Source organism: Cellulomonas sp. RIT-PI-Y, assembly GCF_025642745.1.
Lineage (GTDB): Bacteria > Actinomycetota > Actinomycetes > Actinomycetales > Cellulomonadaceae > Cellulomonas.
The window spans coordinates 58052-77067 of record NZ_JANZKP010000003.1 but is presented as its reverse complement, the minus strand read 5'-3'; the positions used below and the strand labels follow the sequence as shown (position 1 = coordinate 77067).

21 protein-coding genes and 3 tRNA genes are annotated in these 19016 nt (G+C 73.1%); 10 read left to right on the top strand and 14 right to left on the bottom strand.

Translation table 11 applies throughout. From position 1 onward, the window contains the following. Window positions 1-27: 27 nt before the first annotated feature. Window positions 28-213, bottom strand: coding sequence for a DUF3073 domain-containing protein (locus tag OGL89_RS02120; protein WP_263118191.1), 186 nt, complete (start codon window positions 211-213; stop codon window positions 28-30). A 526-nt stretch (window positions 214-739) separates the two neighbouring features. On the opposite strand from OGL89_RS02120, the gene OGL89_RS02115 reads away from it, so the two are divergent. Beyond that, window positions 740-946, top strand: coding sequence for a BldC family transcriptional regulator (locus OGL89_RS02115; RefSeq protein ID WP_263118190.1), 207 nt, complete (start codon window positions 740-742; stop codon window positions 944-946). Between the two features lie 95 nt (window positions 947-1041). Then, window positions 1042-1572 (top strand): methylated-DNA--[protein]-cysteine S-methyltransferase, encoded by a 531-nt coding sequence (locus OGL89_RS02110; protein ID WP_263118189.1) that lies wholly within the window; start codon window positions 1042-1044, stop codon window positions 1570-1572. On the opposite strand, the gene OGL89_RS02105 is transcribed toward OGL89_RS02110, so the two are convergent. Together OGL89_RS02105 and OGL89_RS02100 are read right to left on the bottom strand one after the other, a co-directional pair. Next, window positions 1559-1837, bottom strand: a complete 279-nt coding sequence (locus OGL89_RS02105) for a DUF3618 domain-containing protein (protein ID WP_263118188.1) — start codon at window positions 1835-1837, stop codon at window positions 1559-1561. The two genes, OGL89_RS02110 and OGL89_RS02105, sit on opposite strands and share 14 nt — an antisense overlap. Continuing rightward, the gene (locus OGL89_RS02100; RefSeq protein ID WP_263118187.1) at window positions 1834-2283 is read right to left on the bottom strand and encodes a phage holin family protein; all 450 of its coding nucleotides are present in this window, start codon (window positions 2281-2283) and stop codon (window positions 1834-1836) included. Before OGL89_RS02100 ends, OGL89_RS02105 begins: the two co-directional genes overlap by 4 nt. 105 nt (window positions 2284-2388) lie before the next feature. Here OGL89_RS02100 and OGL89_RS02095 point away from each other — a divergent pair, with 105 nt between their 5' ends. The 3 genes from OGL89_RS02095 (at window position 2389) to OGL89_RS02085 (ending at window position 5601) form a co-directional block, all read left to right on the top strand. Further along, the gene (locus OGL89_RS02095; RefSeq protein ID WP_263118186.1) at window positions 2389-2808 is read left to right on the top strand and encodes a CrcB family protein; all 420 of its coding nucleotides are present in this window, start codon (window positions 2389-2391) and stop codon (window positions 2806-2808) included. Then, window positions 2805-3185: a fluoride efflux transporter CrcB gene (gene crcB / locus OGL89_RS02090; protein ID WP_263118185.1), complete on the top strand. Its 381-nt coding sequence runs from the start codon at window positions 2805-2807 to the stop codon at window positions 3183-3185. The genes OGL89_RS02095 and crcB overlap by 4 nt, the downstream gene beginning before the upstream one ends. Before the next feature lie 127 nt (window positions 3186-3312). After that, complete coding sequence (locus tag OGL89_RS02085; protein ID WP_263118184.1) at window positions 3313-5601, top strand: SpoIIE family protein phosphatase; 2289 nt, start codon at window positions 3313-3315, stop codon at window positions 5599-5601. A gap of 226 nt (window positions 5602-5827) precedes the next feature. On the opposite strand, the gene OGL89_RS02080 is transcribed toward OGL89_RS02085, so the two are convergent. Beyond that, window positions 5828-6454: an FMN reductase gene (locus tag OGL89_RS02080; protein WP_263118183.1), complete on the bottom strand. Its 627-nt coding sequence runs from the start codon at window positions 6452-6454 to the stop codon at window positions 5828-5830. Continuing rightward, on the bottom strand, window positions 6451-7632 hold the full coding sequence (locus OGL89_RS02075; protein ID WP_263118182.1) for an LLM class flavin-dependent oxidoreductase: 1182 nt from the start codon (window positions 7630-7632) through the stop codon (window positions 6451-6453). Before OGL89_RS02075 ends, OGL89_RS02080 begins: the two co-directional genes overlap by 4 nt. Window positions 7633-7795: 163 nt before the next feature. On the opposite strand from OGL89_RS02075, the gene OGL89_RS02070 reads away from it, so the two are divergent. Then, the gene (locus OGL89_RS02070; RefSeq protein WP_263118181.1) at window positions 7796-9625 is read left to right on the top strand and encodes a hypothetical protein; all 1830 of its coding nucleotides are present in this window, start codon (window positions 7796-7798) and stop codon (window positions 9623-9625) included. 182 nt (window positions 9626-9807) lie between these two features. Further along, a complete protein-coding gene (locus OGL89_RS02065) occupies window positions 9808-10416 on the top strand; it encodes a M15 family metallopeptidase (protein ID WP_263118180.1) in 609 nt (202 codons plus the stop codon). On the opposite strand, the gene OGL89_RS02060 is transcribed toward OGL89_RS02065, so the two are convergent. Continuing rightward, window positions 10417-10872, bottom strand: a complete 456-nt coding sequence (locus tag OGL89_RS02060) for a metalloregulator ArsR/SmtB family transcription factor (RefSeq protein ID WP_263118234.1) — start codon at window positions 10870-10872, stop codon at window positions 10417-10419. 114 nt (window positions 10873-10986) lie between these two features. On the opposite strand from OGL89_RS02060, the gene OGL89_RS02055 reads away from it, so the two are divergent. Beyond that, a complete protein-coding gene (locus OGL89_RS02055; RefSeq protein ID WP_263118179.1) occupies window positions 10987-11142 on the top strand; it encodes a hypothetical protein in 156 nt (51 codons plus the stop codon). A 9-nt stretch (window positions 11143-11151) separates the two neighbouring features. Here the strand turns inward: OGL89_RS02055 and OGL89_RS02050 are convergent, their stop codons facing one another. The 4 genes from OGL89_RS02050 to OGL89_RS02035 all read right to left on the bottom strand — a co-directional run bounded on the left by OGL89_RS02050 (window position 11152) and on the right by OGL89_RS02035 (window position 17136). Next, window positions 11152-13473: a transglycosylase domain-containing protein gene (locus tag OGL89_RS02050; protein WP_263118178.1), complete on the bottom strand. Its 2322-nt coding sequence runs from the start codon at window positions 13471-13473 to the stop codon at window positions 11152-11154. 79 nt (window positions 13474-13552) lie between these two features. Then, window positions 13553-13954: an ATP-binding protein gene (locus OGL89_RS02045; protein WP_263118177.1), complete on the bottom strand. Its 402-nt coding sequence runs from the start codon at window positions 13952-13954 to the stop codon at window positions 13553-13555. Between the two features lie 39 nt (window positions 13955-13993). Next, complete coding sequence (locus OGL89_RS02040; RefSeq protein WP_263118175.1) at window positions 13994-16246, bottom strand: LLM class flavin-dependent oxidoreductase; 2253 nt, start codon at window positions 16244-16246, stop codon at window positions 13994-13996. Beyond that, window positions 16243-17136, bottom strand: coding sequence for an LLM class flavin-dependent oxidoreductase (locus OGL89_RS02035; RefSeq protein ID WP_346770657.1), 894 nt, complete (start codon window positions 17134-17136; stop codon window positions 16243-16245). Before OGL89_RS02035 ends, OGL89_RS02040 begins: the two co-directional genes overlap by 4 nt. A gap of 83 nt (window positions 17137-17219) precedes the next feature. On the opposite strand from OGL89_RS02035, the gene OGL89_RS02030 reads away from it, so the two are divergent. Continuing rightward, complete coding sequence (locus OGL89_RS02030) at window positions 17220-17714, top strand: MarR family winged helix-turn-helix transcriptional regulator (protein WP_263118174.1); 495 nt, start codon at window positions 17220-17222, stop codon at window positions 17712-17714. 12 nt (window positions 17715-17726) lie between these two features. Here the strand turns inward: OGL89_RS02030 and OGL89_RS02025 are convergent, their stop codons facing one another. The 4 genes from OGL89_RS02025 to OGL89_RS02010 form a co-directional block, all read right to left on the bottom strand. Next, window positions 17727-18050 (bottom strand): hypothetical protein, encoded by a 324-nt coding sequence (locus OGL89_RS02025; RefSeq protein ID WP_263118173.1) that lies wholly within the window; start codon window positions 18048-18050, stop codon window positions 17727-17729. Window positions 18051-18247: 197 nt separating this feature from the next. Beyond that, window positions 18248-18320, bottom strand: a tRNA-Phe gene (locus OGL89_RS02020). A 47-nt stretch (window positions 18321-18367) separates the two neighbouring features. Next, window positions 18368-18441 (bottom strand) — tRNA-Asp (locus OGL89_RS02015). A gap of 50 nt (window positions 18442-18491) precedes the next feature. Further along, window positions 18492-18564 (bottom strand) — tRNA-Glu (locus OGL89_RS02010). A 99-nt stretch (window positions 18565-18663) separates the two neighbouring features. On the opposite strand from OGL89_RS02010, the gene OGL89_RS02005 reads away from it, so the two are divergent. Continuing rightward, entirely contained in the window at window positions 18664-19008 is a 345-nt protein-coding gene (locus OGL89_RS02005; RefSeq protein ID WP_263118172.1) for a metallopeptidase family protein, read from the top strand. Window positions 19009-19016 lie beyond the last annotated feature (8 nt).

Genomic DNA, 19016 nt, shown 5'->3' with positions numbered 1-19016 from the left:
CGGGCGTCTGTGGCTAGTCCCGCGAGGTCAGCGCTCGTCCGCCCAGGGGGAGTAGTCGTCCTCGTCGTCGGAGTCCTGTCGGCTGTCCGTGACCAGGTTGCTCCGCGGTTCCGTGAGCTCTCGCTCGAGGACCCGGTAATCCGGCTCGGGACTGAAGTACTTCAGCTCCCGAGCCACCTTGGTCTGCTTAGCCTTCTGACGGCCGCGCCCCATGGCACCGACCCCCTCAACGTGGAAGCGGGGCGGCTCCGTGCTCACACGTGCGGCCCCGGGATGCTGGAATATCTGTTCGATTGGCAACGGTACATGGCGGGTGAGCCATCCGGCCACTCGCGGGGGCGGCGGGAACCCGATGAGGGGTCGGAATCCGCCACTCCGCCCGGTCTGACGGCTTGTGAGCTTCCTCACAGCACCTCCGCCAGTCGGGCGTGGCACCCCACCTCCGGGGGCGTCCGAACGGGTGAACTCGCCCGGGATGGAGCCTGGGGCGTCGCGCGCCGCCCGCTCGCCGCGACGCATGGGCCGTTACGACCTACCCTGTCCTGATTAGTAACAGTTGTCCGGGATGGGATGTTGGTCCCTCTTCGGTACCCTCTCGTGTGACAGGGTGAAACTTGTTCCGGGGGGCAATGAACGAGGAACACGCATGTCACGCGACCGGTCCAGAGGGGGCCGGGAGCAACCAGACAATGGGGGCGACACCGTCACGGCGCTTCCCCCGCAGGCCTCGGAGGTTCCCATGTCTGTTCCCCACACCGAGAACGAGGTGCTCCTGACGCCCTCGGAGGTGGCCACGTTGTTCCGGGTCGATCCGAAGACGGTCACGCGCTGGGCGAAGGCCGGCAAGCTCTCCTCGATCCGCACCCTCGGCGGTCACCGCCGGTACCGCGAGACCGAGGTCCGTGAGCTGCTCACCGGGATCCCGGACCAGCGCGACGAGGCCTGAGCCTCGATCGACCGGGCGCCGCGGGCGGCGATGAGGCCACCCGCGGCGTCCGAAAACCGCCAGCGCTGCACCGTCCGCGGGCGCAGGATGGAGCCATGACGACCTCCACCGCCCCGCTGTCCGCGCTGGTGCTGCCCACCCCGGCCGGCCCGTTGACCGTGCTGCTCACGCCGGAGGACCAGACGGTGCGGGCTGCGGGATTCGCCCCGGTGGCCGACATGGCCCCGCGCCTGGACGTCGCCCTGCGGGACCGCGGTGTCCAGGAGACGCCGTCCGTCCTGGGGCCGGTCGCGGACGCCGTACGCCGGTACGCCGACGGCGACCTGGAGGCGCTGGCCGAGGTCCCGGTCGCGCAACCCGGTGGACCGTTCACCCAGCGCGCCTGGCAGGCCATGCGGGACATCGCCCCCGGCGAGACGCTGACCTACGCGGAGCTCGCCCAGGCAGCCGGGAACCCGGCGGCGGTGCGTGCCGCCGGGTCCGCGTGCGCCCGCAATCTGGTCGCCCCGTTCGTGCCCTGCCACCGGGTGCTGCGCACCGGCGGGGCGATGGGGGGCTACTACTACGGTCTGGACGTGAAGCGAGCGCTGCTCGCCCACGAGTCGGGCGTGGTCAGCGCCGCCTGATCGCCAGCACCACGAGACCCGCCACCGCGGCGACGCCCCCGGCGAGGATCGCACGGGCCCGGCTCTTGTTCTCCGGGTCGGCGGCCGGGTCGCTGCCCACCGCGTCCCGCACGAGCCGGCTCGCGGACTCCTTGGCCTCGGCGACCTGCGTCCGCGGGTCGATCTTGGCGGCCAGCGCGTCGGCGGTCGCTGCCAGATCCGCGCGCGAACGGAGCACCTCGGCCTCGTAGTCCGACACGGTCAGCTTCGGGGTGTTCTCGCTCATCGCTGGAACCCTTCCTTCACGGCGGTGGTGACCGCGTCGGCGTCCTGCTTCACGCCGTCGATGGCCTTCTCCGGGGTGGGCGGGACGCCCTGCTTGAGCTTCTTGATCCCGATCAGGGCCAGCACCCCGATGATCAGCAGCAGTGCGACCAGCACGATCAGCGCGGCCAGCCAGGCCGGGAACGCCACGGCCAGCGCCAGGATCGCCACGGTCAGCAGTACCCCGAAGGCGAAGAACCCGAGGAATCCGGCCGCGGCCAGCAGCCCGATGCCGATCCCCGCCGCCTTGGCCTTCTCGGTCAGCTCGGCCTTGGCCAGGTCGATCTCGGCCCGGACCAGACGCGCGGTCTGCTCCGACATCTGGCTGATCAGGTGCCCGAGCGAGGGTTGCCCCTGGGGCGGGTCGGTGACGGGAGAGGGTCCGGACGGGCCCGATGCGAACGTCATGCCTGTGCTCCTTCGTCCGAGTGCCGGATCCCAGTGTGGCCCGATCCCGCGCTCGGCGCAGGTCAGGGTGCTGATGAGCCTAGCCACCGGTGCGAGGATGCGGGGGTGGAACCCCCCGCCCACCGGCAACCGCTCCTGGTGCTGCTGGTCGCCGTGACCGGAGCGCTCGGTGCGCTGAGCCGGGCGCTGATCGGCACCGGGTGGCCCCCGGTGCACGGCTGGCCGGTCGGCACGCTGACCGCCAACCTCACGGGTGCCCTGCTGCTCGGGCTGGTGCTGGAGGTGTGCTCGCGCTTCGGCCCCTGGCACCGCGGCGCGCTCCGGGCCCGGCTGGCGATCGGCACCGGATTCCTCGGCGGGTACACCACGTTCAGCGCGCTGGCGTTGGAGACCGAGCGACTGCTCGCGGACGGAGCGCCCGGCCAGGCGGCGGTCTACGTCCTCGGCACCATGGTCGGCGGCGTGCTGCTGGCCTGGGCCGGGATCCGGATCGGTCGGATGCTGCCGGTCGGCACGCACCGATGAGCGCGGGGCTGGCGGTACTGCTGGCACTGGCCGGTGGCGTCGGTGCGGCGTGCCGGTTCTGGCTGGACGGGGAGATCCGCGGCCGATGGCGGACCGCGCTGCCGGTGGCGACGATCGCGATCAACGTCTCCGGGTCCTTCGTGATCGGGCTGATCGCCGGGGCGCACCTGCTCCTCGGTCTGTCGTCCGGGTGGCAGACGGTGCTGGCCACCGGCTTCTGCGGCGGGTACACCACGTTCTCCACCGCGGCGGTGGAGACCGTGCGGCTGGCGCAGGAGGGCGACCGGTGGCGGGCGGTGGTGAACGCGCTCGGCACGGTGCTGGTCACGGTGGCCGCGGCGGCCATGGGGCTCGCCCTGGTCGGGCTGCTGGACTAGCGGGCATCGGCCTGAGAGGCTACCGGCCCGGGCCGCTCGTGAACCGTGGCGGCCCGTCACGCCGACCTGCTGGTGGGCGTCCTCCCAGGCCCCGTCACCCTCGGGGCGGAAGGCGGTGCCACCGCCGGTGACCGACGCGCTCGACCGAACCTGGTTCGTCTCGCCCGATGTCCCGATCGACCTGGACAACTGCGCGCGTGAGCCCATCCACATCCCCGGGTCGGTGCAGCCCCGTGGCCTGCTGCTGGTGGTGCACGAGGCGGAGGGCCGGATCCGGCAGGCCTCGGAGAACGTGCGCGAGCTGCTCGGTCTGCCGGTGGAGCGGGTGGTCGGCCGCACGCTCGCCGAGGTCCTGGGCGGGGTGGCCGACGGCACCGTCCGCGATCAGCTGGTCGACGTGCCGGACACCCGGGTGCGGAACCCGGGCCTGGTCCAGGTCGAGGTCGCCGGGCAGGTCGTGGACCTGGACGTGGTCGTGCACCGGCCGCCCGGCGACGAGGGCGTGTTCGTGCTGGAGCTGGAGCCCGCCGACGGCATCCGCCCGCTGACCTACGGCACCACCTACGAGGGGGTCCGGGACGCGATCGCGGAGCTGAACCGCGGCACCACGCTCCCCGAGCTGTACGACCTGGCGGCGCGGCACGTGCGGCGGCTGACCGGCTTCGACCGGGTGATGGTCTACCGGTTCGACGCCGAGTACAACGGGGAGGTCGTCGCCGAGGCCAAGCGCGCCGACCTGGAGCCGTTCCTCGGACTGCACTACCCGGCCTCGGACATCCCGCCGCAGGCCCGTGCCCTGTACGAGAAGTCCTGGATCCGGCTGATCTCCGACGTGGACTACGTCCCTGTGCCGGTGGTGCCGGCGCTGCCCACGCCGCTGGACCTGACCTACGCCAGCCTGCGCTCGGTGTCGCCGATCCACTGCGAGTACCTGCGGAACATGGGCGTGCGCGCGTCGATGTCGATCTCGCTGCTCCGGGACGGGAAGCTCTGGGGCATGATCGCGTGCCACCACTACGCGGGACCGCACGCGCCGTCCTACGGGGTGCGGGCCGCCGCGGAGTTCCTGGGTGTGGCGCTCTCGCTGCGGCTGATCGCGCAGGTCGACCAGGACGTGCTGGAGGCCACCCGGCGGTCCGCGGTGATCCTGGCCCGGCTGGTGGCGGCGTCCCGGGACGAGGAACGTCCGCTGGCCGAGGCGCTGACCGCCGACGACGCCCTGCTGGAGCTGGTGCCCGCGGACGGCGTGCTGGTGTGCGCCGACGGTGAACTCGGCTCACGGGGCAGGGTCCCGGCCGGGTCGCAGGACCTGCTGGACTGGGTGACCTCGGGTGAGCTGTCGAGGATCGAGGCCGCGCCCGGATCGGGGGACCCGGTCCTCGCGCAGGACGACGACCGCACCGGCGTGCTGGTGCTGGACGAACTGCCGGAAGGCGCCCCGATCCTGCCCGGGGTGGCCGGACTGCTGGCCCTCGAGCTGCCGGACGGCGGGACGGTGGTCTGGCTCCGGGACGAGGTGCTCCGCACCGTCGACTGGGGCGGCGACCCCACCGGCAAGGAGATCGTGCGCGACGGCGACCGGTTCCGGCTCAGCCCGCGGCGGTCCTTCGACCTGTGGCGTGAGCTGGTGAGCGGACGGTCGGCACCCTGGGAGGACGCGCAGGTCACCGCCGCGGACGACCTGCGCGGGCACCTGGTCGAGGCGCTGTTCCGTCGTGGGCAGCGTGAGATCCGGGCCGCGCAGGCGGTGCAGCGTGCCCTGCTGCCAGCCCGGTTGCCCGCGCTGGACGGCTGGCGGGTGGACGCGCACTACCAGCCCGCGGACGGCGGCCGGGTCGGCGGCGACTGGTTCGACGTGCTGCGGTTGCAGGACGGGCGGCTGGCGGTGGCGGTCGGCGACGTGACCGGGCACGGGCTCGCCGCGGTCGGCGCGATGGGTCAGCTGCGCAACGCGGTGCGCGCCTACATGATCGACTCGGCGTCCCCGGCCCGGGTGCTGCACCGGGTGGCCGGTCTGGCGCGCTGGACCCTGCCCGGTCAGATGGCGACCCTGGTGCTGGTGGTGATCGATCCGGCGACCGGACGGTACGAGTACTCCTCCGCGGGGCACCTGCCGCCCGTGCTGATCGACGCGGCGGGGACGGCCCGCTGGCTCCGGGTGCTGGGCTCGCCGCTGATCGGACTGCTCGACGGTCCGCCCGCGGAGGAGTCCGGGACGCTGGAGCCCGGCGAGCGGATGGTGCTGCTGTCGGACGGGGTGATCGAGCGTCGCGGCGAGTCGCTCCGGGTCGCGATGGACCGCCTGGTCACCGGGATCGGCCGTCCGGACCCGAGCGGCCTGCGTCCGCTGGTCGAGTCGTTGCGCGACCCGGACTCGGACGACGACGCGACCCTGGTCCTGATCACCCGCGACTGACCCGACCCGGACTGATCTGGGCCTTCCCGCGCCCGCGCCTCGACGCTTCGCCGAGTGCGGAGAACTTGTCGCCGACATGGCGTTTTGTCCGACAAGTTCTTCGCACTCGGCGGGGGAGCGCTGGGCCGGGTGGGGTGCGCACGTGGCTGGGTGCGCGCTGGGCGGGCAGAGCGCTTGGCCGGGTGCGCGCGCTGGGCCGTGCGTGCGGTGGTCGAGGGGCCGGCGGTCAGTTGCCGAGCAGGTCCGCGAAGTCCGGTGTGCCGGCGAAGGGGTCGGCGGCGGGGCCCCGGGCCGAGCGGGCCGCGATCGTCCGGGCGAACTCGGCGCCGGCGCGGGTGATCCGGGTCGGCAGCGGGCTGGGCTCCCCGGCGGTGCTACCCGCGGCCCAGTCGTCGGTGGCCGCGAACACGCTGGTCGTGGCCACGTCGGCTCGCAGGTAGGTGAACAGCGGGCGGATCGAGTACTCCAGGGCCAGGGAGTGCCGCGGGGTGCCTCCGGTCGCGCCGAGCAGCACGGGCACCCCGGTGAGCGACTCCTTGTCCAGGATGTCGATGAAGCTCTTGAACAGCCCGGAGTAGGTCGTGGTGAACAACGGGGTGACCGCGATCAGGCCGTCGGCTCCGGTCACGGCGTCGATCACCTCGGTCAGGGCGGGGCTGGCGACCCCGCCGGTGAGCATGGCGTTGATGACGTCGTGCGCCACGTCCCGCAGTTCGACCACCCGGACCTCGGCCGGGACGCCCCGACCGTCCAGCTCCGCGCGGGTGGCCTCGGCCAGCCGGTCGGCGAGCAGGCGGGTGGACGACGGCTGGGACAGCCCGGCCGACAGCGCGACGATCCGCCGGGCGGTCACCGGGCACCGCCCACGGCGTCGGCCGCCTCGATGTCGTCCTCGGCGGTCCTGCCGGTCCAGTGGTCCGCCGCGGCGGCCTGCTGCTCGTGCAACTGCCCGGCGGCGCGGGCGGCGGCGACGCGCTGGGCGTGGCTCGGCGGGTCGGAGGGCACGTGCGCGGGACGATCGGACTCCATCTCCTTGCGAAGCACCGGCACGACCTCACCGGCCAGGATGTCCAGCTGCTCGAACACCGTCTTCAGCGGCAGGCCGGCGTGGTCGATCAGGAACAGCTGGCGCTGGTAGTGGCCGACCTCGTGCCGCATGGCGGCGTACCGGTCGATCACCTGCTGCGGCGAGCCGACGGTCAGCGGCGTCTGGTCGGCGAACTCCTCCAGCGAGGGACCGTGGCCGTAGACCGGCGCCACGTCGAAGTACGGCCGGAACTCGTTCACGGCGTCCTGGGAGTTCTTCCGGATGAACACCTGACCGCCGAGGCCGACGATCGCCTGGTCCGCCTGGCCGTGGCCGTAGTGCTCGAACCGCTGGCGGTAGAAGTTCACCATCTGTCGGGTGTGGCTCATCGGCCAGAAGATGTTGTTGTGGAAGAAGCCGTCCCCGTAGTAGGCGGCCTGCTCGGCGATCTCGGGGGAGCGGATCGACCCGTGCCAGACGAAGGGCGGCACGCCGTCCAGCGGGCGCGGGGTGCTGGTGAAGCCCTGCAGCGGGGTGCGGAACTTGCCCTCCCAGTCCACGACGTCCTCGGTCCAGAGCCGGCGCAGCAGTGCGTAGTTCTCGATCGCGAGCGGGATGCCCTGGCGGATGTCCTGGCCGAACCACGGGTAGACCGGTCCGGTGTTGCCGCGTCCCAGCATCAGGTCCATCCGGCCGTCGCTGATCACCTGGAGCATCGCGTACTCCTCGGCCAGGCGGACCGGGTCGTTGGTGGTGATCAGGGTGGTGGCCGTGGAGAGCTGGATGCGCCGGGTGCGGGCGGCCAGGTAACCGAGCATCGTGGTGGGGGAGGAGGCGACGAACGGCGGGTTGTGGTGCTCGCCGGTGGCGAAGACGTCCAGGCCGACCTCGTCGGCGTGTTCGGCGATCGCCAGGATGTTGCGCACCCGCTCGGTGTCGTCGGGGGCACGGCCGGTGTGCGGGTCAGGGGTGATGTCGCTGACCGTGAAGACTCCGAACTGCATGGTGCGCTCCCCAGAACTCGAAACTCGATGCGTTTGCATGTACCTGCGCCCCAACCGGCGCGGATGCGGGGATATTCCCCGGATGTGACAGTGGTGCGGGACACATCGATCCGGCCACGCGATCCGTGGATCGCAGGGCGTGCAGCGCCGTGAGGATCCTCGCATGCACCCTCCCGATCCGATCCGGGCGATCCTCGCGCTGTGCCTCGCCGCCCTACTGCTCCCGGTAGGGCCGTCGGCCGCGACCGCGATCGACCCGGCGGCGCGCGCCGCGGCCGCCGTTGATCCCGGACCCGGCCTCCTGCTCGGGGCGCACGTCGACCAGGGCTCGGCGAGCGGTGCGGCCGAGGCGGTCGACGCGTTCGAGGACCGGCTGGACCGTCGGCTGGACCTGGTGCGCTGGTACGCGCGCTGGGACGACGTGCAGCCGCCGGCGCCTGTCGCCGCGTCCGTGGCCCGCGGCCGCACCCCGCTGCTGTCCGTCTGGCCGATGCGCCGGGACGGCAGCCGGGTGTCCTGGGCGACGGTGGCCTCCGGAGCGCTCGACGAGCAGATCCGGACCCAGGCCGCCGGGATCGCCGCCCTCGGTGTGCCGGTCTATCTCACGTTCCACCACGAACCGGACGTCGCGCAGGGCTGGGGCACCCCCGCGGAGTTCCGCGCGGCCTGGCGGCACTACGTGGCGGTGTTCCGCGCCGCCGGGGTGACCACCGTGCGCTGGACCTGGGTGATGACGCCCGGCAGCTTCGGCTCCGCTCCGTCCACCGCGGGGGCGGAGGCGTTCTACCCCGGCGACGACGTGGTCGACCGGGTCGGGCTGGACGCCTACAACTGGTTCGGCTGCGCGCCGGGCAAGCCGCCGGCATGGCGGGCGCTGTCCACGGTGGCCGGACCGTTCCGGAACTGGGCCGCCGCCCGGAGCAAGGTCCCGCTGCTGGCCGAGTTCGGCTCTGTTCCGGATCAGGCGGACCCCGGTCGGCGACCGGACTGGCTCCGCGAGGCGGTGGAGTGGCTGGCGGCCTGGCCCGAGCTGGAGGGCGCGTCGGTGTTCGAGGGGGTCGGGACCTGCGACTGGCGGATCGGTGGCGATCCGGACTCGGTGGCGGCCTTCGGGCAGGCGGTGCGGCAGAGCTCCGTTCGGTCCGCGCCGAGCGCCTGGGCGCGGCCGGACCCCGCCGCCGGTCCCGCGCCGTTGCCGGTCGCGCTCGACCTGTCGCGCAGCACCGGCTCCGGGTCGCCCCCCGGTTCCGGCATCGCCTCCTGGCAGGTCGACTGGGGGGACGGGTCCGCGATCGGTGCCGGCACCGGCCAGCCGGGCACGATCCGGCACAGCTACCCGGCGGGCGACTGGCCGCTCACCGTGACCGTCACGGACACCGGCGGCCGGACGGCGGTCGACCGGCGACGGGTGGTCTCCAGTGCGGCGGCGACGGTGACCGGGTCCGAGACGGTCTCCGGCACCACCGCCTCGCTGCGTGCCTGGGTGGATCCACACGGGCTGTCCGGCACGCTCACCCTGGCCTGGGGGCCGGAGGGCGCCGCCCCGGTCGGCCGGGTGCGGTTCGCGGTGGCGGCCACCCGGTACGCCCAGGCCTTCGTGCAGGACCTGTCCGGGCTGACCCCCGCTACGCGCTACACCTGGACCGCCACGGTCAGCACCGCGGCGGGGAACAGCGTGCTGACCCGGGTGCTGGACACGCCGGGACCGCCGGTGGTGCGGGCGCTCGCGGCCACCGGGGTGGGACGGACCGTGGCCACCGTGCCGTTACGGGTGCATCCGCACGCGCTGGAGACCCGGGTCTGGGTGGAGTGGGGGCCGGCGTTCCAGAACCGCAGCGCCGTGCAGACCTTCGCCGCCGCGACCTGGGAACGGGCGTCCACCCAGGAGCTCACCGGTCTGGCGCCCGGGACCGGCCACACCTTCCGGGTGGTGGCGAGCAACGCCCTCGGCACCGCGACCGGCCCGACGCAGTCGGTGCGGACCCTGCCCTGACCGGTGGACCGGTGGACCGGCTGTCCGGCACTCGGTCGACAGGCCGACCGGCACCCGGCGGCGCGACGGACCGGCGCCCGGTGGCCCGGCCGACCGGCACCCGGCCGCCGGCGCAGACCCGGTTCGCTCATCCCCGACCCCGCGCGGCCGATGGGAACGGGGACAGGGGAGGACCGCACCGCATGACCGAGGGCATCACCGGCATCACGTCCCGGATCGCCGCCATCCAGGCCGATCTGTCGTCCCTGAGCACCCGGTTCGGGTCGACGACGGTCGCCGGCACCAGCTTCGCGCAGGCACTCGCCGCTCAGCTCGGGAGCGCCTCGACCAGCACGTCCACCACGACGACCACCACTTCGACCACGGCCGCGGCGGCCGTCGACTCCACCCGGAACGCCGACGGCATCCCCACGGCGCTGGCCGCCTACGGCAACGGCAAGATCCCGGCGGACGCGCTGCAGCAGGTCGGGACCACCTCGCACCGGCTGTGGGCCCCGGCGGCGTCGGCGCTCACCCAGCTGATCGCGGACGCCAAGGCACAGGGCGTCACGATCGGCATCACCGATTCCTACCGGTCCTACGCATCCCAGGTCGACGTCGCCGCGCGCAAGGGCCTGTACTCCGAGGGCGGTCTGGCCGCGGTGCCGGGCACCAGCGACCACGGCTGGGGCATGGCCGCCGACCTCGACCTCGACTCCTCCGCACAGGCCTGGATGCGGGCGAACGCCGGTCGCTACGGATTCGTCGAGGACACCCCCCGCGAGCCCTGGCACTGGGCGTACACGAACTGACTACTGCGTCGGGTCGACCCGACGCGCACCGAGGTCCCAGGGCTGGAACACCCGGTCCGCGCCACCGCGCAACGGCGGACCGGCGGGATCGTGCGCAGCCGACTCCTCGGCCTCCTCCTCCGCTGCCGCCTCGTCCGCCGCGGCCTGCTCCGCTGCCGCCTGTTCCGCCGCTCGCAGCAGCGCGGTCCGGCGCTGGCGCTCGATCCACATGGTCATCAGGTCCAGCCGGTCCACCTCCAGGTGCACCGGCCGTCGCTGGGCCTCCCGGCGACGGCTGACCAGACCGGCGTCTTCGAGCACCTTCAGGTGCTTGGACACCGCCTGCGGGGTGATGGCGTAGGGCGCGGCGAGCTCACCAGCGGTGGCGTCCCCGGCAGCGAGCCGCGTCACGATGTCCCGACGGGTGGGGTCTGCGAGGGCGGCGAGCACAGGGGTCAGGTCATCCACGCGGGCGATCTCACCACTGCCGGGGCCAGCCGGGCAACCCCGAGGTTGCGCAACCGGGGATCGATGTGCGACACGCGGCCCGATCGGAGCCGGAGTGTCAGTGGTCGCGCCTACCGTCGAGACATGACCGCACACGTCTGCACGTACTTCGACGACGGGGACACCGCCGAGCTGTTCTGCGTCTGCGGCGGGTCCGCCGTGGTGCTGGTGCTCGACGACGGCGAGACGCTGCTGGTGCCGGTGGAGGCCGACGCACCGGTGCTCAGCAAGACCGCCTGACCCGCCGGCTCACCCGGTGGCGGGTGCGCCGCCGCCGGCCGACAGCAGCAGGCTGACCGGCGTCCCGGGCGGCGCGGTCCCGGCGGGGGACTGCTGGATCACCGTCCCGGCCGGTGCCGCATCCGGGTTGGCCCCGGCGACCCGGGCCGGGAAGCCGGCCGCGGCGAGCGCGCTGATCGCCGCGGTCTGGTCCTGGCCCACCACCGACGGCACCGCGACCTGCTGGCCGACGATCTGGTCCGGGTTGGGGGCGCCGAACGCCGGCACCGGCACGTTCTCCAGCGTGCGCTCCATGAATCGCTTCCAGGTCGGCACCGCCACCGAGGATCCGAAGACGTTCCGGTAGGTGGCCCCGTTGATCGTGACCCGCTGCATCGGCACCATGCCCTCGGAGTGCCCGACCCACACCGCGGTGGACCGCAGCGGGGTGAAGCCGACGAACCAGGTGTGCTCGTTCCGCGAGGTGGTGCCGGTCTTGCCCGCGGCGGTGAACGGCGGCGGGCTGGTGCTCGCGGTGCCGTTCCACACCCCGCTGAGCGCGTAGGCCACCGCGTTGGCGATCTGCGGGTCCAGTGCCTGGTGGCAGCCCGCATCCGGCACCGGCAACGGGTTCCCGTCGGTGTCGGCGACCGCGAGGATCGCGATCGGCGCGCAGAACGTGCCCCCGGCGGCGAACGCGGCGAAGGCGGCGGCCATCGTGACCGGGGCGACCGAGTCCGAGCCGAGCACGTTCGCGGGGAGCACCTGGAACGGGCCGTCGCCGGAGTTCCCGCCCGCCCGGTGGATGCCCAGCGAGGTGGCGGTGTCCATGATCCCGCACAGGTCGAGCTGGGCGGCCATCGCCAGGTAGCCGGAGTTCACCGAGCCGGAGGTCGCCTGCTGCACCGTCATCATGCCGCCGGACCGCGGGCCCTCGGCGTTGGAGAACCGGTACTCGGTCGATCCGTTCAGGCTGGTGCAGGGCGCGGAGAACTCGCTGAACCGGTAGGAGAACCGGGTGCCGTTCACCACCTCGCTGAGGTTGTGCCCCTGCTTGAGCCACTGGGTGAGCGTGAACGGCTTGAAGGTCGATCCGGGCGGGAAGCCGCTGCCGCCGCCGTACGCGAAGTCGGTGTTGTAGTTGACCGCGGTCTCGCGGTCGCCGTGCTGCTCGGTGTTGTTGTAGACCCGGTTCTGGGCCATCGAGGTGATCTTGCCGCTGCCCGGCTCGACCGTGACGATCGAGGACGCGACCCCGGAGGCGTCGTCCACCGGGATCCCGTTCTTCACCTCCTGGTCGGCGATGGTCTGCTCGCGGACGTCCAGGGTGGTGGTGATGGTCAGCCCGCCGCGGTACAGCCGGTCGACCCGGTCCTCGGGGGTCTCGCCGAACGCCGGGTCGTTGCGGATCACCTTGGTGACGTAGTCGCAGAAGTACCCGGCGCCGAGCACGGTCTGCTCGGCGGCCATGCAGCCGACCGTCGGCTCGCTCGGCACCAGGGTGTCGGTCAGCGGGGCGGCCAGACCGGCGTCCAGCTCGTCGCGGCTGATGTACCCCTGGTCGTGCATGAGCCGGAGCACCCGGTCCCGGCGCTCCTGGGATGCCTCCGGGTTCCGGATCGGGTCGTAGGCGCTCGGGCTCTGGGTGATCCCGGCGATCGTGGCCGCCTGGAGGGAGGTCAGCTGGGCGGCGGAGGTGCTGAAGTACCGCTGCGCGGCCGCCTCGACGCCGTAGGTGTTCAGGCCGAACTGCGCGATGTTGAGGTAGGACTCGAGGATCTCGTCCTTGGTCATCTCCTTCTCCAGGGCGATGGCGAGCTTCGCCTCCCGGAGCTTGCGCAGGTAGCCCTCGGCGCCGTCGGCCTCCCGGGCGGCGTCCACCGCGGCCAGGTCGTCCTGCCGGACCGCGGCCTCGATCAGCACGTTCTTGATGTACTGCTGGGTCAGCGTGGACGCGCCCTCGGTCCGGCCCGGGTTGGTCAGGTTGCGGACCGCGGCGCGCATCATGCCGGTCGGGTCGATGCCGCCGTGCTGGTAGAACCGCTTGTCCTCGGTGGCGATCACCGCGTTCTGCATCTGCTCGCTCACCGCGGCGAGCGGCACCACGATCCGGTTCTCCGACCAGAACTCCGCGAGCTTGGTGGTGCCGTCCGAGGCCAGCATCACCGACTTCTCGGACAGCGGCTGGCGTTCCAGCTCGGTCGGCAGGTCCTCGAACGCCTGGACCGCCATGTCCGTGGTCCCGTCGGCCATCGCGACCGCCGGGGCGACCAGTCCGGCGGCGAGCACACCACCGACCGCCGAGGTGACCACCAGGGCCAGCACCAGCGCGAACGCGGTGAACACGGACATCCGTCGGCGGGACTGTCGCGGCGGCCTGACCATGGCCCCACCGTAGGCGACGACCTCTCGGCCAGCGCGACGGATCAGGTCACGATTCCGTGGACGTCAACGGCAGTGCGAACCACACCGCCTTGCCGGTGGTCCCCCGGTCCGTGACGCCCCACTCCGCGCCGGCCAGCGCGAGCATGCCGATCCCGCGCCCGCCGACGTCCCCCGGCCGCGCGGTTACCAGGCTGGGCGGCAGCGGGTCGTCGTCCTGCACCTCGACCAGCAGGCGGGTCGGTTCGATCCGGAGCGCGACGCTCACCGCCCCGGTGTCCGCGTGCCGGACCGCGTTGGTCACCAGCTCGCTCACCAGGAGCTCGACGGTGTCGACCAGGTCCTCGGGAAGGCCGCGGCCGGACAGGAACCGTGCGGCCCACCGCCGGGCGGTGGGCACGGCGGACAGCCGCGACGGTACCGTCCAGCGCTCGGTGGCCGCCTGCTCCATCGGACCTCCGTCCACGATCGAGCGGACAGGCTAGCCGGGTCAGTCGTCGCCCGCAGCCACGGAGAAGTTGTGTCGGAACACGTCCTCCGGGTCGAGGCGCCGCTTGAGCGCGCGCAGCCGTTCCAGTGTCCGGCCGGGGAACACCTCGGCCAGCCGCTCCGGGCGGCGGTCGGTCTCGAAGCTGGAGTAGATGCCGGAGAAGTGCCCGGCCATCGCGTCCCACACCGCGTCCAGCCGGTGCCGGCTCGCCCCGAAGGCGACCACGGAGAAGTTGGCCGACCGGTGTGCGTACGCGGTCGCCTCCGCCGGGACGTCCGCCACCGCGCCTCCGGCGGCCCGGATCTGGAAGAAGTAGGTGTGACCGCTGCGGACCAGAGCCGCCGCGTCCCGGGCGAAGCCGGGGGTCAGATGCTCGATCATCCCGGAGCGGCTGACCGGCTCGCCCTCGCCCTGGTGCTGCTCGTCCGGTGCGACCACCACGGCGCTGTACGGCAGGAGCTGCACCTGCTGCTGCACCAGCGGTGCGAGCTGAGCGAAGGGCTGCAACCGGTCGATCACGACCTCCGGGTCGGTGCTGTCGACCATCGCCATCACCTGGGCGTAGATCCGCCCGCCCTGGGGCCGGCCCATCAGCACGAACGGCGTGACGTCCCGCGGCGCCGCCTCGACCAGCGCGCCGTAGTCGACCAGGAACGACTCCAGGTCGGTGGCGTCGAACACCAGCTGGGCGAAGCCGACCTCGGTCACCGGGTCCGCGACGAACTCGAAGCCGGTCACGATCCCCAGGTTCGCGCCCGCGCCTCGCACGCCCCAGAACAGCTCGGTGTTCTCGGTCTCCGAGGCGTGTACCACGCTGCCGTCGGCCAGCACGATCTCGACCGACCGCAGGTGGTCCAGGGTCAGTCCGTGCTCCCGGACCAGGAAGCCGATCCCGCCCGCGGTGGCCAGCCCGCCGACTCCGACGCCGCCGGAGTCGCCCGAGGTGATCGCCCAGCCGTACGGCTCCAGTGCCTGGGCGACCTCGCCCCAGCGGGCGCCGGGGCCGATCCGCACCCGACGGGAGGCCCGGTCCAGCACCTCGATCCGGTTCAGCCGTCCCACGTCCAGCACGATCCCGCCGTCGTTCGTGGACCGACCGCTGATCCCGTGCCCGCCGGACCGGACCGCCAGCGGCACGTCCTGGGTCCGGGCCCACGCCAGCGCGGTGACCACCCCGGCGGTGTCCGCGGGGCGCAGCACCAGACCCGGGCTGCCGCCGCGCATGTAGCCGGACCGGACGGTGGCATAGGCCGCGTCCCCGGGTTCCACCGCGTCCACGACCAGCTCGGCCGGGATGCCGTCGTAGTCGATCCCGGGCCGCCGGGCCGTCCGCACGGCCGCGCTGCGCGGCTGACGCACCCGGGTGCCGGCGAGCTCGCGGCCCGCGTCGACCAGGGCGCGGACCCGGGGCGCGACGGTGCGCGCCCACTCCGGGTCGTCGCCGTCCAGCAGGATCGTCGACGCCCGGCCGGACAGCACCAGCGCGGCCACCTCCTCGGGGGTCGCGTCCGATCCGACGGTGCGCACGATCCGCACCTCGGCGGGCTCCCGGCCGGCGGTGCGCGCGGCCTCGGCGAGCGGGGTCGCGTCGTCGACGGTCCCCGACCACCACAGGTCGGCCCACTGCGCGCCGAGCGTCCGCACTTCGGCGGGCGCCGAACCGGTTGCGGACAGGCCGAGCACGGGGGTGTGCGCCGGTGCCGGTCCGCGCCGTGCACCGTCGGCCCGGTGATGCACGCCGTCCAGGTGCAGCGGGGTCGGGTCGGCGGCCGCCCACGTCCCGCGTACCGCCGCGATCGCCTCACGCAGCACCGCCGGGTCCGTGCCGGTCAGCACCAGGTCCACCCGGCCACCGGCCAGGTGGTCCAGACCCGCCGCCGCCCGTGCCGTCACGGTCGCGGGGCGGTGCTGCGCGTCGACGGCCACCAGCAGCCGGATGGTGGCCGTCCGCGCCGCCACCCACGCGGCGACAGTCCAGTCGTCGTCCGCACCGTCCGCACCGTCCGCAACCTCAGCGCCCTGCTCCGCCGAACTCGGCAGTTCGCCCCGGGAAGCGCCCGGCGGACTGCCGACCTCGGGCGCCGACTGCCGATCTCGGGCGTCGGTGCCGGTCTGCACCAGGTCCACCCGACCGCCGACCGCCACCAGGTCGAGGCCCGCGTGCTCGGCGGCCAGCGCGCGGGCGGCGGGGTCGGTGTCGACATCGGTCGGGAGCCAGACTCCCAGCTGCAGCGGCAGTCCGAGATCGCTCACCGCTCCGCCTCGACCAGCGCGCGCACGGCGGGGGCGATCTCCTGCCCGTACGCGGCGATCAGGGTCGGATCGTCCGCGGCCAGCACGAACCCGCTGATCCCGTACTGCAGGGCCAGCACCGCGAGCTGTTCCACCCACTGCTCCGGGGGCCCGACCAGCAGGGCGTCGCCTGCCCGGCTGGTGAGCTGCCCGTTGATGTTGAGCAGCCGACGCACGGCGGTGACCGGTCGTCCGGCGGCCTGCGCGGCGTCGTCGATCCGGCGGTTGCCCTCGGTCAGGTCGTCCAGGCTCTTCAGGTAGCCCATCGACGGCAGCCAGCCGTCGCCGGAGGTGCCGGTCAGCCGCAGCATCCGGGGTTTGTACGCGCCGAGCCAGATGCCGATCGGGTGCGCCGGTGCGGGTCCGCGCTTGGCGCCCGCCACCGGGTAGTACGCACCGGGCAGGTCCAGCCGCGCGGTCTGCTCGGTGTCCCACAGGGCCCGGATCACGGCGACGGCCTCGGTCAGCGCGTCCACGCCCTGACCGGCGGTGCGCCGCGGTCCGCCCATCGCGACGATCGCGTCCCAGAACGCACCCGAGCCGAGCCCGAGCTCCACCCGTCCGCCGGTGAGCCGGTCGAGGGTCGCCGCCGACCGGGCCAGCACCGCCGGGGGCCGCAGCGGCAGGTTCGCGACATTGGGGGCGATCCGCACGGTGGAGGTGACCGCACCGACCCAGCTCAGCAGGGTCCAGGTGTCCAGGAAACCGGGCTGGTAGGGGTGGTCCTGGAAGGTGACGAGGTCGAGTCCGGCCTGCTCGGTCTGCTGCGCCAGAGCCACCACCCGCTCGGGGGCGGCGGCGGTCGGGGTCAGGAAGGTGCCGAACAGCAGGTCGTGTCCGTAGTCGGTCATCGTCTCTCCAAACAAGCGGGTTCGCAGATCATATGCAGCACAGACGAGTGGCTCAACCGGCGATCACTGCCTACGATTCCCGGATGGACCCGCAGACCTCCGACCGCCGCACCGACCTCGGTTGGTCGCTCGGGGTACTGCTGCGCGGTTACCAGGTGGCGCTGGGGTCCGCGCTGGACAGCCTCCCGCACGGCTTCCGAGGCTTCCAGGTGTTGCACGCGGTCTCCACCGGACAGCACCCCAGCCAGCTGGCCCTGGCCGCGGACCTCGGCATCGACCGCACGGTGATGACCTACCTGATCGACGATCTGGTGGCCGACGGCCTGGTGGAACGCCGCCCGAACCCCCAGGACCGTCGTCAGCGCCTGGTGGTGCTCACCGACCGGGGGACGCGCCGACTGGCCGAGTGCGAGGCGGTGGTGGGCGACGCCGAGGACCACGCGCTGGCCGGACTCGACGGCGACGAGCGTGCGCAGCTGTGCGGACTGCTGCGGCGTGCGGCCCAGGGCGCCCGGGAGCTGGGCACCGACCGCGACGCGTGCCAGGTGGTCGAGGAGGCGGTCGCCGGGCTGAGCTGAGCCCCGGCGTGCTCAGGCGGTCCGGACCTGCCGCAACGGCACCAGCACGATGTCCAGGTCGGCCAGGAGTTCCACCAGGCCGTCCGACAGGCCGCCGCCGTGGTCGACGTAGCGCTCGACCTCGCGCAGCGCCTGCTCGGTCTGACCGGCCAGCACGGCGGCGTCGGAGTGCCCGGCGCTCGCGGCGGCGCGGGCGGCGCGGTGGCGCTCGGTCAGCGAGTCGCGCACGGCGGCCGCCTGCTTGGCCGTGACCGGGAAGACCACCGGGATCGGGCCCGTGGGGGAGTCGTCGGACCGCAGCCCGCCGATCGCACGGCGCGCGGATGGGTTCGGCACGCCAGGCGTGGACTGCTGCGACATCTCGGCCCCTGGGAAGATCGCGCGGCCCGGGCCCGCGCGGTGTGAGGGGAGGTTATGCCCCAGGTCCGACGTCCGGGTGTCATCCCAGGTCGAATGAGTGTCGCGATCGGGCCGGGTGAGTGGCGGAACGGCAGAAGCCCCGCATCACCGAGGTGATGCGGGGCTTCTCGAGGTGGCTCCGACCGGCGTCGATCCGGTGACCTTTCGATTTTCAGTCGAACGCTCTACCAACTGAGCTACAGAGCCTTGAACGACGACGCCGGTCGTCACTAGAACGACCGGCGAGTGCCGAGCGACCCCGACGGGACTTGAACCCGCGACCTCCGCCGTGACAGGGCGGCGCGCTAACCAACTGCGCTACGGGGCCTCGTGGTGAGACCGTGATGCTGACCAACAGTATTCCACATGCACACGCCGTACCCCCAACGGGATTCGAACCCGTGCTACCGCCGTGAAAGGGCGGGGTCCTAGGCCGCTAGACGATGGGGGCCAGATGCGCCCCTGACGTCGAGGCGTCTTCAGACCGAGATGAACCATACGGGGTCCGGAGCCGAACTCCCAAATCGGCCATGATGGGCCCGTGGTGGAGATGTCGCGCGAGGAATTCGAGCAGGCCGTCGGGGACGGTCTGGACCGGGTGCCGCCGGAGCTCGCGGCCCAGATGGACAACGTGGTGGTGCTGGTCGAGGACGATGCTCCCGCCGACGAGCCGGAGCTGCTGGGCCTGTACGAGGGCACCCCGTTGACCGAGCGCGACGGGTTCTGGGCGGCCGGGTCCCTGCCGGACCGGATCACGATCTTCCGCCGGCCCACGCTGGCGATCTGCGACACCCGCGAGGACGTGGTGGAGGAGGTCGCGATCACCGTCGTGCACGAGATCGCCCACCATTTCGGCATCGACGACGAGCGCCTGCACGAGCTGGGCTGGTCGTAGCCTCGGGG

Bases quoted from the DNA above. Each gene is read 5' to 3' on its own strand.
- OGL89_RS02105 (WP_263118188.1), bottom strand. From the start codon at position 1,837: ATGAGCGAGAACACCCCGAAGCTGACCGTGTCGGACTACGAGGCCGAG.
- OGL89_RS02035 (WP_346770657.1), bottom strand. From the start codon at position 17,136: ATGACCGACTACGGACACGACCTGCTGTTCGGCACCTTCCTGACCCCG.
- OGL89_RS02030 (WP_263118174.1), top strand. From the start codon at position 17,220: ATGGACCCGCAGACCTCCGACCGCCGCACCGACCTCGGTTGGTCGCTC.
- OGL89_RS02110 (WP_263118189.1), top strand. From the start codon at position 1,042: ATGACGACCTCCACCGCCCCGCTGTCCGCGCTGGTGCTGCCCACCCCG.
- crcB (WP_263118185.1), top strand. From the start codon at position 2,805: ATGAGCGCGGGGCTGGCGGTACTGCTGGCACTGGCCGGTGGCGTCGGT.
- OGL89_RS02100 (WP_263118187.1), bottom strand. From the start codon at position 2,283: ATGACGTTCGCATCGGGCCCGTCCGGACCCTCTCCCGTCACCGACCCG.
- OGL89_RS02075 (WP_263118182.1), bottom strand. From the start codon at position 7,632: ATGCAGTTCGGAGTCTTCACGGTCAGCGACATCACCCCTGACCCGCAC.
- OGL89_RS02120 (WP_263118191.1), bottom strand. From the start codon at position 213: ATGGGGCGCGGCCGTCAGAAGGCTAAGCAGACCAAGGTGGCTCGGGAG.
- OGL89_RS02055 (WP_263118179.1), top strand. From the start codon at position 10,987: ATGACCGCACACGTCTGCACGTACTTCGACGACGGGGACACCGCCGAG.
- OGL89_RS02005 (WP_263118172.1), top strand. From the start codon at position 18,664: ATGTCGCGCGAGGAATTCGAGCAGGCCGTCGGGGACGGTCTGGACCGG.
- OGL89_RS02050 (WP_263118178.1), bottom strand. From the start codon at position 13,473: ATGTCCGTGTTCACCGCGTTCGCGCTGGTGCTGGCCCTGGTGGTCACC.
- OGL89_RS02115 (WP_263118190.1), top strand. From the start codon at position 740: ATGTCTGTTCCCCACACCGAGAACGAGGTGCTCCTGACGCCCTCGGAG.
- OGL89_RS02070 (WP_263118181.1), top strand. From the start codon at position 7,796: ATGCACCCTCCCGATCCGATCCGGGCGATCCTCGCGCTGTGCCTCGCC.
- OGL89_RS02065 (WP_263118180.1), top strand. From the start codon at position 9,808: ATGACCGAGGGCATCACCGGCATCACGTCCCGGATCGCCGCCATCCAG.
- OGL89_RS02045 (WP_263118177.1), bottom strand. From the start codon at position 13,954: ATGGAGCAGGCGGCCACCGAGCGCTGGACGGTACCGTCGCGGCTGTCC.